Annotated in this window: 15 protein-coding genes; 8 read left to right on the top strand and 7 right to left on the bottom strand. The window is 36.5% G+C overall.

Annotation, left to right across the window (positions count from 1 at the left end; translation table 11 throughout):
• Window positions 1-181 precede the first annotated feature (181 nt).
• The 3 genes from CFK40_RS07200 to CFK40_RS07210 all read left to right on the top strand — a co-directional run bounded on the left by CFK40_RS07200 (window position 182) and on the right by CFK40_RS07210 (window position 4,293).
• Entirely contained in the window at window positions 182-1,531 is a 1,350-nt protein-coding gene (locus CFK40_RS07200) for a C40 family peptidase (RefSeq protein WP_227001889.1), read from the top strand.
• A gap of 214 nt (window positions 1,532-1,745) precedes the next feature.
• Window positions 1,746-2,330, top strand: a complete 585-nt coding sequence (locus CFK40_RS07205) for a nitroreductase family protein (RefSeq protein WP_089531666.1) — start codon at window positions 1,746-1,748, stop codon at window positions 2,328-2,330.
• A 454-nt stretch (window positions 2,331-2,784) separates the two neighbouring features.
• Window positions 2,785-4,293 (top strand): BCCT family transporter, encoded by a 1,509-nt coding sequence (locus CFK40_RS07210; RefSeq protein ID WP_089531667.1) that lies wholly within the window; start codon window positions 2,785-2,787, stop codon window positions 4,291-4,293.
• 42 nt (window positions 4,294-4,335) lie between these two features.
• On the opposite strand, the gene CFK40_RS07215 is transcribed toward CFK40_RS07210, so the two are convergent.
• Window positions 4,336-4,911: a YitT family protein gene (locus CFK40_RS07215; protein WP_089531668.1), complete on the bottom strand. Its 576-nt coding sequence runs from the start codon at window positions 4,909-4,911 to the stop codon at window positions 4,336-4,338.
• 168 nt (window positions 4,912-5,079) lie between these two features.
• Between CFK40_RS07215 and CFK40_RS07220 the strand changes: the two genes are divergently transcribed.
• The gene (locus CFK40_RS07220; protein ID WP_089531669.1) at window positions 5,080-6,363 is read left to right on the top strand and encodes a hemolysin family protein; all 1,284 of its coding nucleotides are present in this window, start codon (window positions 5,080-5,082) and stop codon (window positions 6,361-6,363) included.
• Window positions 6,364-6,502: 139 nt separating this feature from the next.
• Here the strand turns inward: CFK40_RS07220 and crcB (CFK40_RS07225) are convergent, their stop codons facing one another.
• Genes crcB (CFK40_RS07225) through CFK40_RS07250 form a run of 6 tightly spaced genes read right to left on the bottom strand, consistent with a single transcriptional unit; the run spans window position 6,503 to window position 10,267 of the window.
• Window positions 6,503-6,859 carry a fluoride efflux transporter CrcB gene (gene crcB, locus CFK40_RS07225; RefSeq protein ID WP_089531670.1) on the bottom strand — a complete coding sequence of 119 codons (357 nt, stop codon included), beginning with the start codon at window positions 6,857-6,859 and terminating at the stop codon, window positions 6,503-6,505.
• A 2-nt stretch (window positions 6,860-6,861) separates the two neighbouring features.
• The gene (gene crcB / locus CFK40_RS07230) at window positions 6,862-7,257 is read right to left on the bottom strand and encodes a fluoride efflux transporter CrcB (RefSeq protein ID WP_319418034.1); all 396 of its coding nucleotides are present in this window, start codon (window positions 7,255-7,257) and stop codon (window positions 6,862-6,864) included.
• Window positions 7,254-7,667, bottom strand: coding sequence for a Fur family transcriptional regulator (locus tag CFK40_RS07235; RefSeq protein WP_089531672.1), 414 nt, complete (start codon window positions 7,665-7,667; stop codon window positions 7,254-7,256). The genes crcB (CFK40_RS07230) and CFK40_RS07235 overlap by 4 nt, the downstream gene beginning before the upstream one ends.
• Before the next feature lies 1 nt (window position 7,668).
• Entirely contained in the window at window positions 7,669-8,511 is an 843-nt protein-coding gene (locus tag CFK40_RS07240) for a metal ABC transporter permease (RefSeq protein WP_089531673.1), read from the bottom strand.
• A gap of 15 nt (window positions 8,512-8,526) precedes the next feature.
• The gene (locus CFK40_RS07245) at window positions 8,527-9,282 is read right to left on the bottom strand and encodes a metal ABC transporter ATP-binding protein (protein ID WP_089531674.1); all 756 of its coding nucleotides are present in this window, start codon (window positions 9,280-9,282) and stop codon (window positions 8,527-8,529) included.
• A 16-nt stretch (window positions 9,283-9,298) separates the two neighbouring features.
• The gene (locus CFK40_RS07250; protein ID WP_227001890.1) at window positions 9,299-10,267 is read right to left on the bottom strand and encodes a metal ABC transporter solute-binding protein, Zn/Mn family; all 969 of its coding nucleotides are present in this window, start codon (window positions 10,265-10,267) and stop codon (window positions 9,299-9,301) included.
• A gap of 194 nt (window positions 10,268-10,461) precedes the next feature.
• Between CFK40_RS07250 and CFK40_RS07255 the strand changes: the two genes are divergently transcribed.
• The 4 genes from CFK40_RS07255 to CFK40_RS07270 all read left to right on the top strand — a co-directional run bounded on the left by CFK40_RS07255 (window position 10,462) and on the right by CFK40_RS07270 (window position 15,288).
• On the top strand, window positions 10,462-10,752 hold the full coding sequence (locus tag CFK40_RS07255; protein ID WP_089531675.1) for a metal-sensitive transcriptional regulator: 291 nt from the start codon (window positions 10,462-10,464) through the stop codon (window positions 10,750-10,752).
• 189 nt (window positions 10,753-10,941) lie between these two features.
• Entirely contained in the window at window positions 10,942-11,148 is a 207-nt protein-coding gene (copZ, locus tag CFK40_RS07260; RefSeq protein ID WP_089531676.1) for a copper chaperone CopZ, read from the top strand.
• Window positions 11,149-11,774: 626 nt separating this feature from the next.
• The gene (locus CFK40_RS07265) at window positions 11,775-12,692 is read left to right on the top strand and encodes a proline dehydrogenase family protein (RefSeq protein ID WP_089531677.1); all 918 of its coding nucleotides are present in this window, start codon (window positions 11,775-11,777) and stop codon (window positions 12,690-12,692) included.
• A 196-nt stretch (window positions 12,693-12,888) separates the two neighbouring features.
• Window positions 12,889-15,288 (top strand): 3-hydroxyacyl-CoA dehydrogenase/enoyl-CoA hydratase family protein, encoded by a 2,400-nt coding sequence (locus CFK40_RS07270; protein ID WP_089531678.1) that lies wholly within the window; start codon window positions 12,889-12,891, stop codon window positions 15,286-15,288.
• Window positions 15,289-15,298: the final 10 nt, after the last annotated feature.

A 15,298-nucleotide genomic window follows, 5' to 3' on the forward strand; every position in this document is an offset into this window, starting at 1 on the left:
AAATGTAATTGTAATATTTCTATTACATTCATGTCATTTTTGAATGATATACTACTAATTGCCTAAGAAAATAATAATAGATTACATAATTTAAAATTATAGAGCACCTTACATAATGAAATACATAGAGAGAAATAGACAGAATCATATGGTGTTATCTAGGGGAAGCGGGGAGTATTAATTGAAAAAATCAATAATCACTCTAACTACTGTAGCTGTAGTTGGTTTAGGGAGCATGTTCGTAAATAATACAGTTCAAGCAGAAGCGACAGTGGATTTACAAAACAAGCAGTCCGAAATACAAAGTAAACGCTCGGCTGTTCAAGCGAATCTATCAGAAGCAGAATCAAAAATAGTAGAAGTTATGGTAGATTTAAAGAAACTTAATAAAAAGATAGAACAAGTAGATCATGCATTAAAGCAAAACCAAGAAAAAATGAATGAAACAAAAAGTGAAATTGAAGATAAAAAAGCGGGAATAAAAGCATTAGAAGATGAGATTAAGGATTTAGAAAAAGAAATTGAAGCAAGATATGAGATTTTGAAGGAACGGATTGTATCCTATCAAAAAAGTGGCGGGGACATCGGGTATATGGATGTAATTTTTGGCTCCAAAAGTTTTGGAGAATTAATTAGCCGCGTAACAGCAGTTAACAAAATTACAAATGCGGACGCTGAGTTAATGAAAGAACAGGAAAAAGCTAAAAATGAAGTAGAAGATAAACAAGAAAAAGTTGAGGGAAAATTGACAGCTCTGCAAGATATCAAAGTGGAACTTGAAGGTATGGAAGAAACAATTTTAGTCCAAAAAGAACAAAACGGTGAAGCAAAAGATGAGTTGAAGAACAAAAAACAAGATCTAGAAGTTATGAAAGATGAGTTAGAAATAAAAGATAGTTCATTAGCAGTAATTGAAGCGGAAGTTAATCAAAATATTGCACAAAAAAACATAGAGCGTGAACGTGCAACTGCTGCAGCTGAAGAGGAAACAGAGACAGTTTCTTCTAACGATGATGATTCTAGTAATTTAGCTACACTTGGTAGTGAAAGTTCGGATGCTTCATCTAATAGCAATAGCGATGAAAAGTCTACTACTAGTAAAAGTTCAAATGATACTAAAAAGCAAGAAGCTAAATCAAGTACTTCAGTTGCTAAAGCTCCAGGTGGTGGAATAGCTACTGCAATAAATGCTGGATATCCACATCTTGGTACGCCATATGTATGGAATGGTGAAAGTCCAAGTGGGTTTGATTGTTCTGGATTTATAGCTTGGGCATTTAGACAAGGTGGAATCTCACTTCCATCAAGTACGTCAGCACTCCAAAATGTTGGTCAGAAAGTTTCATATAGTGATATACAACCTGGAGATTTAGTATTCTTTAACACGTATAAAACCAATGGTCATATAGGAATTTACGTGGGTGGAGGCAAGTTTATTGGCGCACAAAACTCAACTGGTTTAGCAGTTGCAGACATGACTAGTGGTTATTGGGATAGCAAATTTGCTGGACATGTTCGTCGCGTAAGATAAATAATGATTCTGACCTATCTCTTTAAATGAGGTAGGTCATTTTTATTATTCCCAAATAGTTAGTTGTTGAAACCACTAAAACCAGTTACTACAGGATAGGTAAGTTTTTCGTTCATTACTAAAAGTAAAATGGTTTCTTTTAGTAAGTGATTACTGTATAATAATTCATAGCAATTCAATCTATAACAATGATATGAAAAAGGAGTTACTTTTTATGAATAATGTAAAAGAAGTTCGCACTGCTACACATGATATTGACCCAATTTATTTGCAAAGATGGTCACCACGATCATTTCAAAATAAAGAGGTACCAGAAAATCTACTTCACGGAATATTTGAAGCTGCACGATGGGCACCTTCCGCAGCAAACATGCAACCATGGCATTTTGTAGTGGCGCGTAATGATCAAGATCGCGCAAAATTTCATTCCTTTATTTTCGATAATAATGTGGAATGGTGTAAAAACGCACCTGTACTAATAGCTATTACTTCAAAAATGGATTCAGAACGATTTGGGGATAACGTAACACATGCCTTTGATACCGGAGCTGCTTGGGGTTACCTGGCGTTAGAAGCAACTCGTAAAGGATTAGCCACACATGGCATGGGTGGTTTCGATAGAGACAAGGCAAGAGAAGTATTGCAAGTTCCAGATAATTATGCAATTCAAGCTATTATCGCACTTGGCTATAAAGGTGAAAAGGAATTGTTAGAAGAAAAGTTTCATGAACGAGAAAAGCCTTCCAATCGTAAAGAGGTAGACGAGTTTATTTCAGAAGGTATGTTTACAAAAGAATAAGTAAATTTAGAGAGCATCAGAAATTACGATGTTCTCTTTTTTATTCTTATTTAGTAGTTTTAGCCTTGTTCAGATATGATCGTAAAAAAATAAAGGTTAGTTCCAAAGGTTAGTTCCAAAGAGGCCGCTGAAAAGGTTAAATGTAATACAAAATATGAGATTCTACCATCGCATCCTCGAATATACTACGCTTTCCGCGGGCGAGTGGCGAGCCTCCTCGGACTGCCGTCCTGCGGGGTCTAGCCGATCTCTTACTTCCCGCAGGAGTCTCCGTATATTCGAGATACTAAGTTAAAGTGAAAAGTTAAATTTTTAAACCCACCACTTTTTCAGTGGCCTCAGTTCCAAACATTAGGTTTAAGTCAGGTTCATAACGGTTATACTGAATATGTTAATCCTTTATTTGGAAAATAGTTAATATGAAAACAAATCTACGCTATGGAAAGGACTTGTTATGGAAAAACATACATACAAAAACCCCGTATTTTTTATTTCAGTAATCATTGTTACTTTTTTAGTGATATTTGGTGCAATCTGGCCTGAAAACTTTAAGGTTGGGGCTGAAGCGTTATTTGGATTTACAACTATTAATTTTGGATGGTTTTATCTGTTAGCAGTATTCATTTTTGTTTTATTTTTATTCGGGATATCCATTACGAAATATGGGAAAATTAGACTTGGCCCAGCAAATTCCAGACCTGAGTATCCGTTTTTCACCTGGATTGGAATGCTATTTTCTGCTGGATTTGGTGCAGGATTGGTATTCTGGGGTGTTGCAGAGCCTATGAGCCATTTTTTTGCGACACCGTTTCCGGGATTAGAAGGGCAAACGGAGGAAGCTGCGAGAGTGGCAATGGGGTATGCCTTTTTCCACTGGGGCGTTAGCCAGTGGTCAGTATTTGCAATTGTAGGGCTTGTGATTGCTTTTCTGCAATTTAAGAAGAGCAAAAAAGGGTTAATCTCGACGTCCATTAAACCTGTGATAGGTAAGAATAAAAGTGTTGCAACTACAATTGATTCATTAGCTGTTATTGCAACAGTTATGGGTGTCGCAACCTCATTGGGGTTAGGTATTTTGCAAATGACTGGTGGGTTGAAAACAGTATTTGGTGTACCTGATTCATTGTGGGTACAAATTAGCATAGCTGGTGTGATGTTGTTGACCTATTTACTTTCTTCCAGCACGGGCCTCAACAAAGGAATTAAGTATTTAAGCAATTTAAACTTGGGACTTTGTCTATTACTACTAGTTTTTGTGTTTTTTACTGGACCAACCGTATTTATATTGAATACCTTTGTACTGGGTTTAGGTGATTATTTTACAAACTTTGTGCAATATAGTTTACGTCTATCACCTTATACTGGTGGAACGTGGGTTCGTGAATGGACTATTTTCTATTGGGCATGGGCAATTGCTTGGTCACCCTTCGTTGGTGCATTTGTAGCTCGTGTATCAAAAGGTAGAAGTATCAGAGAATTTGTATTTGGTGTCTTAATTGTTCCTCCCGCGATCGCGTGTTTATGGATTGCCGCATTTGGTGGGACGGCTTTATTTAGTGATTTAAATAATGGTACTGCTATTGCTGAAGCGGTTAATAAAGATTTAGCAGTAGCGCTATTTCAGACATTTGGTGGTTTACCATTAACAGATATTATGTCTGTATTGGCCATATTTCTAATCTTTACTTTCTTAGTTACGTCAGCCGATTCAGCGACATATATATTAGGGAGCATGACATCAAGAGGAAGTCTTAATCCTGGTCTAACAGGTAAGATAATTTGGGGTATATTAATTACCGCCATTGCAGTAGTGTTAATAATAGCGGGTGGATTAAGTGCACTACAAACTGCATCGCTCGTATCTGCATTACCTTTTACCGTAATACTGATACTAATGCTCATATCGTTTGTAAGGATGCTTAAGGTTGAACAACTTCCGCATAAAACTAAACAAAAAAATTAATCATTGCATACAGTTAAAGGACTCCCTTTAACTGTATTTTTCTTATGAATTGGGCTTAGTAATTGAGGTGGCCACTGATGTTGTAATGCCAACTACAACTATCATAATCCCAGAGTAAAAGATATGCGCATTTGGAATGAGAAGCCACCCCAAAAAGATAACAATTACATCAATAATAAAAATTAATATGCCGACATTAATTGCAGTCGTTTTTGAAATCATTAATGCCAGTAAATCTGTTCCACCTGCACTTGATTTTGTCGCTAACATAAAACTTATTCCTATACCGATTAGGATACCTCCGCCAATCGACGAAATCAAGATTGGGTTAGAAAAAATGTGTGATAAAGGATGAAATAAATCGATAAAGAAAGAGCTAATTAATAGCCCATGTAAACCATTATAAAAATAAGGTCTATCATATTTCCACGCAAAGAGGTAGATAGGTAGGCTTAAAACGATAATTGTTAAACCTGGTTTTAACCCGAGTGTGTATTTTGCAATTAATCCAATTCCAATTATGCCGCCATCAAGTAAGTGATTAGGGATAATAAATAAATTGATCCCAAGTGCGATCAATAAACTTCCAAAGAGAATAAATACCGATTTTTTAAGCATGTAAGATTCCACCCTTGTCCAAAAAACTCTATCTGTAAATATATGCTTTATAGTTGGGAAATATAAACAGACTTGTCTTTCCGTTTAGCTTATAATTTATCAAAAGTAGCTGATACCTAAAGATAACAGGAGGTGAAATCCTTGTATTTTTAAATGCAAGGATAATAATTGGAAATAATTAATTTACTGTTGGTTGTCATTTTAATTGCTTTGACAGCGTTCTTTGTGGCAACCGAATTTGCAATCGTAAAGGTTCGTTCTACACGTTTGGATCACTTAATAGCGGAGGGTAATAAAAGCGCAGTACATGCAAAAAAATTGGTGGATAATTTAGATGCTTATTTATCTGCATGTCAATTAGGGATAACAGTAACCGCTTTAGGTCTAGGTTGGCTAGGGGAGCCTACTGTAAAACATCTTTTAGATCCAATTTTTATTGATCTTGGACTTGACTCTGGAATTTCGGATGTACTATCGTTTGTTATTGCATTCGGTGTTATTACATTTCTACATGTTGTAATAGGGGAACTCGCTCCTAAAACGATTGCGATTCAAAAAGCTGAAATGATTACATTACTCTTATCGCGACCATTAATATTCTTTTATAAGGTAATGTACCCCTTCATCTGGCTATTAAATGGATCTGCGAGAATTTTTATTCGTTTGTTCGGTTTCAGGCCTGTAAACGAACATGAAGCTGCACACTCAGAAGAGGAACTTAGGCTAATTCTTTCTCAAAGCTATAAAAGTGGGGAAATAAATCAGGAAGAAATGACATATGTTACTAACATTTTTGAATTCGATGATCGAGTTGCAAAAGAAATTATGATTCCTCGGACGGAAATGATATGTTTTTTTATAGAAGATAGCTTTAATGAAAATCTTGACGTAATAAAAGAAGGACAATTTACCCGATATCCAGTGGCAGATGAAGACAAGGATCATATAGTAGGACTGGTGAATATTAAAGAGATATTCAGAGGTCACATTCACAAGGAAAAAGAGTCATTAGATGAATATATTCGACCAATTCTTCATGTAACAGAAGCAACACCAATCAAACAAGTTCTAATTCAAATGCAAGAAGAGCGTATTCACATGGCAATTGTTATTGATGAATATGGTGGAACAGCAGGTTTGATAACCGTTGAAGATATATTAGAAGAAATCGTAGGGGATATTCGCGATGAATTTGATGTGAATGAAAAGCCGATGATTGAAAAAATAGATGATACTACTACTTTGGTAGATGGGAAATTTCTATTAGATGATGTTAATGAGTTATTTGGTATTCACCTGGCAGATGATGAGGTAGATACGATTGGCGGCTGGATTATCACACATAATCTTGATGCCGAAAGAGGAACTATCATTAATTTTGAGGATCACCAGTTTATTATAGAGGAGATTGATGGATATCAAATTAAGAAAATAAAAATTGTGAAAAGCTAATACTATAAACGCTCACTATTGGTGTGGTTCAAGCGAAAGCGCAAATAAATGCCCAGGAGAAAATATATTCTCCTAGGCATTTTATTATTAGAGGAGTGTCTACCAATAGAAGGAAATGGAATGTAGTATTTCTCACAAGTTAAAATTCATCGCTTAGAAAAACGATTATCATATATACAAAAAAGAATGATACGAGTAACGAACTTAAGATGTAGGTGAATGCTTGCCTGTATTTTCTATTCAAAATCAACTGCAATGTCTCGTTTCCAAAGGTTGAAAAGGTTGTGAATGCTCCGCAGAATCCAACGCCTAGCAACATCCAGGTCCAATCTGCTAGTTGATTTTCCATATGTAAATGGAATAGGAATCCTAATAAAATGGATCCTAAACTATTAGCAATCCACGTTCCTATCAGGTGTTTATTTGCTTTGATGGAAATGTGGAAACGAAGGATACTTCCAAAGAATCCCCCCATAGCGACTAGTATAATAGTCATAATCAGACACGCTTTCTAGTGGCTAGTCGGTATCCAAAAAAGCAAAATAGCAGACCACCAAGGATACTAATACTGACGTAACCTATCGCTAATATAAGATTTGATTCGAATAATAACACGGTTTCCACCATAAATGTCGAGAAAGTTGTAAATGAACCAACCACGCCTGTACATAGGGCTAAGAAAAGCTCGGGCGAGAGCTTTTGCTTAAGCACAGACTGATTTAACAAAAAGCTTAAAAGGAAGCATCCGATTAAATTTGCTGTTAAGGTCGCATAGGGGAAACCATTTTCAGGTGGGATGAAATAAGAGACACCATATCGACAAACTGCGCCAATCATGCCACCTATACCTACAGCTACATACATGTTCTGGGAATTTAACGAATCTACCCTCATGCGCTCATGCAGGCTGGACAAAGCCCGTATATTTCAAACTTATGTCCTTCGATTAGATAGTTCCGAAGCGTGTTTTCTACTTCATGCATCGGGCAAACGTCTATCTCTTTCGTTTTTCCACAATCTTTACAAATAAAGTGGTGGTGATGATGATGGGTACATGAAATCCGGAAATGTTTTTCCCCATCAAGTTCCGTCGTTTCTAGAATTCCGACCTGATTAAATAGATGTAAATTACGATAGACCGTATCAAAGCTAATACCCGCGTAAGTTGGCTCCAGGTAGTTGATTAGATCCTTTGCTGTACGATAGCCATCGGCCTCTGTAAAATAAGTTAAAATATCTTCGCGTTTAGCTGTTGATTTATAGCCATGTTCCTTAAACTTCTTTATTGCGTCTTCTAGTTTCATACTAATCCACCACTTTCTTTTTAAAAAATTTCTTTATTCCAATTGAAATGAGTAAAATAATAATAGAAACAAGCACAATCGTTCCGCCTGGGGGTATGCTGAAATAATAACCAGATAATAATCCTAGAATAACAGCTAACTCACCAAACACAACAGATAAAATAATGGTTTGTTTAAACCCTCTCGCTAAGCGCATACTTGCTGCTACTGGCAATGTCATTAAAGCTGAAACAAGCAAAACCCCTACGATACGTATAGAAGCGGCAATAACTAATGCGGTAAGTACAATGAAAAGAAGATGAATGCGCTTTGCATGTATGCCAGAAACACTTGCATGTTCTTCATCAAATGATAAAGTAACTAATTCTTTATAAAATAAAACGATAATAAGGATAACAAATAGTGATACACCTAAAATCGATAAAAAGTCTTTTTGACTCACAGCTGACACTGATCCAAATAGGTAATTGAATAGTTCTGTATTAAATCCATCTGCCAAAGATATGAAAATGACACTTAATCCTACCCCGCCTGATAGTATGATGGGGATTGCCAATTCCTGATAGGCTTTGTAAACCCCTCTTAGTTTTTCAATTAAAATCGATCCTAGCACTGAAAAAATCATTCCACCATAAAGTGGCGTAATAATCGTAGTCGCGAATTTTTTTTCTAATAACAAACCAAATGCAATTCCAGCTAATGTAACATGGGAAAGGGCATCTGCAATAAGTGATAATCGTCTGACCACAATGAATGTACCAAGCAATGGAGCAATTATGCCAATTAAAAGTCCAGTTAAAAATGTATTTCTTAAAAATTCGTATTCGATAATATCTGCTAGCATAAAAGTTCCTCCGTATTAATGATCATGTGTCACCACGTTAACCGGATGACCATAAAAATGAGAAAGGTCACGATCTGTTAACGATGAATATTCCTCTTTGTCCCCATGGAAATGCATAGTGTTGTTTAGGCAAACGATATCTGTGGCATGTTCAGTCATTATGCCAGTATCATGTGTAACAAGTAACAACGTGATATTACGCTGTTGATTTAATTGGTGTAATAAATCGTAAAAACGCTGTACATTTTCATTATCTACTCCAACTGTTGGTTCATCTAAAATGAGTAAATTCGGATCATTGACAAGAGATCGTGCTATAAAAACACGCTGCTGTTGCCCCCCTGACAGATTACCAATATTCTGGTAGGCATATTCACTCATACCAACTTGTTCGATAGCTTGTAAAATTTTCACTTTATCTTGTTTTTTGAAAAACTTTAAATAACCAACCTGTGCTGTTAATCCCATCGATACCACTTCAAACACAGTAGCAGGGAAACCTTTATTAAATGAATTGGATTTTTGGGAAACAAACCCAATATGATTCCAAGCTTTAAATTTACCTATTGGTTCTTGAAATAAAGAAATCGATCCTGCATCAGGTTTTATTATACCTAGTATTAGTTTTATTAACGTGGTCTTACCACCACCATTTGGGCCTATTAACCCCATGAACGCTCCTTGAGGTATTTCAAAGTTTATATTGGTTAAAACGGCTTTATTTTCATATGCATAATCTACGTCTTTCATTGAAACAATGGAATCAGTCATTTATACACCAGCTTCCTTATTTAGTCGCTTTATCTAACACTTCTAGGTTGTGCTTCATCAAGGTCAAATAATCCTTATCACTTTTTATGTCCTCTTCTGTTAAAACTGAAAGATTATGAATGCGAAGGGCTTCTGCACCAATTTGTTCTTGAATGATTTTGGAAACACGATCAGAACCATTTTGCTCAAAAATGACATACCCTAAATTAAGTTTTTTTGCTTTGTCAATTATTTGGGTGAGTTCTTTTTGCGAAGGTTCGTCACTTGATGTTACGCCACTAATAGCAATTTGTTCAATACCATAACGTTCTTCCCAATAGCCGTATGCTGCGTGCGATACAAGAATTTTTTTATTTTCTTTCGATTGTAATGTTTCTCGAAAACTTTTATCTAAAGCGAGTAAATCTTTCTTTAGTGATTCAAAATTCTTAATATATGCCTCTTTTTCATCCGGATTCAACTCGATTAATTTGCCTTTAATTATACCAGCCATATCAATCATTCGTGCTGGGTCTAACCAAATGTGCGGATTATGATCGCCGTGACTATGTTCATTATGTTCATGTTCATGTGCATTTTCATCAGCATGATCTTCTTCCATTTCGTCTTCGTCCGTATGGAAAAGCTCCTCATGCGTACCAAGTTCAATTAATGCCACATCTTCGGATTTTAACGCATCTGCAGCAGTTTCTGCAAAACCTTCCATTCCTGCACCTAAGTAGATAAATGCATCGCTTGTTGCAATATCCGTCATTTCTTTTGAAGTAGGTTCGTACGTATGTGCATCAACACCAGGCGGATAAACAGACTCCACATTTACTGTATCCCCGCCAATACGTTCGGTGGCATATTGAATGGGATAAATCGATGTATAAATTGTCATACCATTTTCCTTATTTGCTTCAGATGACGTTGTAGGACTACAACCAGCTATTACAAATGATACTAATACTAATAATAATAGAAAAGTGCTATACTTTTTCAAAGACGTTTCCCCCTCTAACTTGATTACTCAAAATATCATACCGTAATGATTACGATTTGTAAACAGTAATGATTACGATTTATTGTTTTCGAATTGTTCATGATTTTGCTACTACAAATTATAATAGAAGGAAATAGATAGAAAAGAGGCAGAGGGTTTTAGCGGTAAATTATAAACAAAAGGAAGTGAAATAAATGGATAAGAAAGCTGTGACACCAAGAACAAATGATGAGAAGCAGGCAGTAGTTAATCGTTTAAAACGTATTGAAGGACAAGTACGTGGTATCCAAAAGATGGTGGAAGAAGATCGATATTGTGTAGATGTTCTTGTACAGATTAGCGCTATTAATGCCGCGTTGAAAAAGGTTGGCTTTTCTATAACAGAGCGACATATGAAACATTGTGTAAGTCACGCCGTTCATTCAGGTGAAGGAAACGAAGCAATTGATGAATTAATAAATGTTATGAAGCAATTTTCTAAGTGATAAGGGAGAATAGATCAAGTTATTGCACAGGTTTTACCAGAGCAAAAAGCGGATAAACTGATAGTAATACAACAAAAAGGTAAAATAGCAGCAATGGTTGATTATAGATTCAACAGCTCTGTAAGTGTTGTTACTAATTCGCTTTGATTAAAGCGAGTAAAACTAAAAAATTGGAAAGAGGGATGTTTCATGCAAACAACTTTAGCAGTTCGCGGAATGACTTGTGGTCATTGTGAAAAAGCAGTAAAAGGCTCATTAGAAAAATTAGAAGGTGTGAAAGGTGTAGAAGTACATTTAAGCGCAGGAAAAGTGGATGTTTCGTATGATGATGCAGAAGTTACAATTGCTGAGATGCGTGAAGCAATTGAAGAACAAGGCTATGATGTAGTAGCATAAAGTGAACTTCATTCAATGGGGTCTTACGTTTAGGCCGTTTTCTAAAAAGATTGTTGTTTTTGGCACAAAATCCATTACTGCGAAGTAACAGCAACGTGATTTCCGCGGGCGGCTGGTGAGCCTCCTCGTGCTACGCACTGCGGGGTCTCACCTATGCCTATCCTCCCGCAGGAGTCGACTGCCCTCCGCTCCAATCACTAAAGAGTGAAGAGATGAATGTTATGAATTTTAGGAGGAGCTCAACCCTAGCGAAGGAAAAACACGGAGACTCCTGCGGGAACAGCGAAGACGATGAGACCCCGCAGTGAGCGGTCTTTGCGATCGAGGAGGCTCATCGCGAGCCCGCGGAAAGCGTAGTGTTTTTCCGCAGCGGTCGCAGGGCACCAAACATGATTTTTAGTTACGTCGCATTTTATATCAACTTCGGTGGTATAGGCAACAAACTATACGAAAACAGCCTACGTTTAAATAGTGAGCTGGTATCCGGTTAACGGAAACCAGCTTTTATCTTGCAATACAAGAATATATTTTCTTTGTCGAAATATATACTCCTTTTTATAAAAAAATGATAAACTATAGAAACTGTAGTAAATTACAGTAAGAAAGATTTATTGGGGGTAATAGACGTGGAACAACTTATGCGTAACTTCTTTTTATTTCTGTCAAAAAATAAAACGCTTACAAAACTTGCAAAGAAATATGGCTTTAAATTTGGAGCCTCACGTTTCGTAGCTGGCGTTGATATTGACCATGCTGCAAAGAAGATAAGGGAAATTAATGACAATGGTTATGTAGTAACTATTGATCATTTAGGTGAGTTTATTGATAATGAAAAAGAAGCGAGAGAAAATGCTGAAGAGTGTATACATGCAATTGTAGTAATTGACGAACAAAATTTAGACTCTCAGGTTTCATTAAAATTGACCTCAATGGGACTCGATGTTTCAGAGGAACTTGTAATGGAAAATATGCGCAGTATCCTTGACGCCGGCAAAAAGCATAACGTGACTGTGACAATAGATATGGAAGATTATGTTAATCATAGAAGAACCTTAGATATTTTTATGGAATTAAAGAAAGATTACGAGAATCTTGGAACAGTTCTCCAAGCATACTTATATGAAACAGAAGATGATATTACAGAGCTGAATGAGTATGATCCATATCTACGCCTTGTTAAAGGGGCATATAAAGAATCACCAGAAGTAGCTTACCCAGTGAAAAAAGACGTTGATGAAAATTATAAAAAAATCATTAAAAAGAACCTGGAAAATGGTAATTATACTGCAATCGCAACACATGATGAGGCAATTATAGAATATGTGAAGCAACTAGAGAACGAACTTAGTTTATCGCGTGATCAATTTGAATTCCAAATGCTATTTGGAATACGTAAAGATTTGCAGGAGCGATTAATGAAGGAAGGGTACAAGATGCGTGTCTATGTACCATATGGTGATGATTGGTTTGCTTATAACATGCGCCGTCTAGCTGAACGACCAGCAAACGTAATGTTTGTTTTAAAGGGTGTATTCAAAAAATAATTGTACATGAGGGTCCTAAAAAAGGGCCCTTTTCACTACACAATTTCAAAATTAAACTCGAAAATTTTAACAATAGTGATTGCGAAATGTCAGAATTTAATATATAGTGGATAATAGATGGATAGGTAACTATCTTTTATTTTTTAGCATTAAAAATGAATGAGTATTCATTCAAATGAAGATAGGGGGATATAACATGAAGCAAACAATCAAGCGTGCTGCCGTACTTGGCTCTGGTGTGATGGGGTCTGGAATTGCTGCCCACTTGGCTAATGTAGGTATACCAACAATTATGCTCGATATTGTACCGCGCGAATTAACAAATAGTGAAGAGAAGAAGGGCTTAACCATAGAAGATCGTGCTGTTCGAAACCGTATTGCAGCACAAAGCAAAAAAGCACTTTTAAAACAAAAACCATCACCAATCACATCGAAAAGTAGTCTTGACTTAATCGAGATTGGTAACATGGATGATGATATGGATAAGTTAAACGATGTTGACTGGATTATTGAGGTCGTCGTGGAAAATTTAGCTATTAAGAAAAAGGTATTTGCAAATGTAGATAAATACCGCACGGAAGGCACGATTGTAAGTTCTAATACATCAGGAATTTCAGTAGAAGATATGGCTGCAGATTGCTCAGAGGACTTTCGGAAGCATTTTCTTGGCACACATTTTTTCAACCCAGCTCGTTACCTGAAATTGCTTGAGGTAATTCCTACAAAAGATACAGATCCAGACGTCTTGGCATTTATGAAAACGTTCGGTGAAAATGTACTAGGAAAAGGTGTTGTCGAAGCAAAAGATACGCCAAATTTTATCGCAAACCGAATCGGTACGTATGGACTGCTTGTAACGGTGCAGGAAATGCTAAAAGGTGGATATAGTGTGGGGGAAGTTGATTCGGTAACTGGTCCAATGATTGGACGTCCGAAAAGTGCTACATTCCGAACGCTGGATGTAGTAGGGCTCGATACCTTCATCCATGTAGCAAAAAATGTACATGACCAGGTTGAAGGAAAAGAAAAAGAAGTATTTAATGTACCAGAATTTATTTTGAAAATGCAAGGAAATGGCTGGTTAGGATCAAAAAGTGGCCAAGGATTTTTCGTCAAGAAAAAAGGAGAAAAAGGTAGTACTATTTACGAGTTGAATCCTGAAACACTAGAATACGAGGATCGCAAAAAGTTAAAAACCGCTGCAACCGAAATGGCAAAACAGGAAAAAGGATCTCGCCGCAAATTGAAAGCGCTTATATCTGCTAAAGGTGACAAGGCTGGGGATTTGGTTTGGAACATTTCAAAACCTGCTTTAGTCTATTCTGCTGCGTTACTTAATGAAATTGCAGACGATATTGTGTCGATTGATCAAGCGATGCGTTGGGGCTTTGGCTGGGAACTCGGACCATTTGAAATGTGGGACTCGATTGGACTTCGTAAATCAGTTGAGCGTATGCAAGAAGAAGGAGAAACAGTTCCTAAATGGGTGCTTAAGCTATTAGAGGATGGTAATGAATCCTTTTACAAAACAGAAAATGGTACGATTTATTACTATGATAACGGTGAATATAAACAACAAACGTTTAATAAAAAAGAAATCAACCTAAAACAATTAAAAAGCGTAAATGGTGTAATTAAGAAAAATAATGGGGCTAGTTTAATAGATTTAGGGGATGGTGTTGCTGGACTTGAATTCCATTCACAAAGTAATGCAATAGGTCCCGATATTATTCAAATGATTAATTTTGCACTAGAAGAAGTAGATAAAAACTATCAAGGTCTTGTAATCGGTAACCAAGGGAAGAACTTTTGTGTTGGCGCAAACCTTGCCATGATGTTAATGGAAGCACAAGATGATAATTTCTTTGAATTAGATATGGTCGTCAAACAATTCCAAGATGCTGCCATGAACATTAAATATTCGAATAAACCAGTAGTTACTGCACCTTTTAATATGACATTGGGTGGTGGTGCTGAATTTTCATTACCAGCAAGTGCACTTCAAGCATCTGCAGAAACATATATGGGTCTTGTTGAATTTGGCGTTGGATTAATTCCTGGTGGCGGCGGAACGAAAGAGCTTTACCTAAAGCAGCTTCGTAATCTACCAAAAGGTGTAGATCTCGATTTATCTAAAGTAGCAAATGATGTATTCGAAAAAGTAGCTACTGCTAAAGTATCAACATCAGCAGCTGAAGCCCATGAAAATGGATTTTTAAATAATCAAGATGGGATCAGTGTTAATCCAGATCATTTATTACATGACGCAAAACAAAAGGTATTAGCATTAGCTAGTGCCGGCTATCAAGCACTTATGCGTGAAAAAGTACCAGTAGTAGGGGATTCTGGATACGCAGCAATGTTAATGGGGGCAAAATCGTTACATTCAAGTGGCTTTGCGTCAGAACACGACGTGAAAATTGCTGAAAAACTAGCATATATGTTATCTGGTGGTCGTATTAAAGAAGGCACCCTCGTCGATGAGCAAGTATTACTAGATTTAGAACGCGAGGCATTCTTAAGCCTAATTGGTGAACGTAAAACCCAGGAACGTATGCAACACATGTTAGTAAAAGGAAAACCGTTACGTAACTAATTGAAGAGGG

It is taken from the genome of Virgibacillus necropolis (assembly GCF_002224365.1).
In the GTDB taxonomy this organism is placed as follows: Bacteria; Bacillota; Bacilli; order Bacillales; family Amphibacillaceae; genus Virgibacillus_F; species Virgibacillus_F necropolis.

Coding starts and splice junctions, on each gene's coding strand:
- copZ (WP_089531676.1), top strand. CDS start 10,942: ATGCAAACAACTTTAGCAGTTCGCGGAATGACTTGTGGTCATTGTGAA.
- CFK40_RS07255 (WP_089531675.1), top strand. CDS start 10,462: ATGGATAAGAAAGCTGTGACACCAAGAACAAATGATGAGAAGCAGGCA.
- crcB (WP_319418034.1), bottom strand. CDS start 7,257: ATGAGGGTAGATTCGTTAAATTCCCAGAACATGTATGTAGCTGTAGGT.
- CFK40_RS07240 (WP_089531673.1), bottom strand. CDS start 8,511: ATGCTAGCAGATATTATCGAATACGAATTTTTAAGAAATACATTTTTA.
- crcB (WP_089531670.1), bottom strand. CDS start 6,859: ATGACTATTATACTAGTCGCTATGGGGGGATTCTTTGGAAGTATCCTT.
- CFK40_RS07205 (WP_089531666.1), top strand. CDS start 1,746: ATGAATAATGTAAAAGAAGTTCGCACTGCTACACATGATATTGACCCA.
- CFK40_RS07270 (WP_089531678.1), top strand. CDS start 12,889: ATGAAGCAAACAATCAAGCGTGCTGCCGTACTTGGCTCTGGTGTGATG.
- CFK40_RS07245 (WP_089531674.1), bottom strand. CDS start 9,282: ATGACTGATTCCATTGTTTCAATGAAAGACGTAGATTATGCATATGAA.
- CFK40_RS07210 (WP_089531667.1), top strand. CDS start 2,785: ATGGAAAAACATACATACAAAAACCCCGTATTTTTTATTTCAGTAATC.
- CFK40_RS07235 (WP_089531672.1), bottom strand. CDS start 7,667: ATGAAACTAGAAGACGCAATAAAGAAGTTTAAGGAACATGGCTATAAA.
- CFK40_RS07215 (WP_089531668.1), bottom strand. CDS start 4,911: ATGCTTAAAAAATCGGTATTTATTCTCTTTGGAAGTTTATTGATCGCA.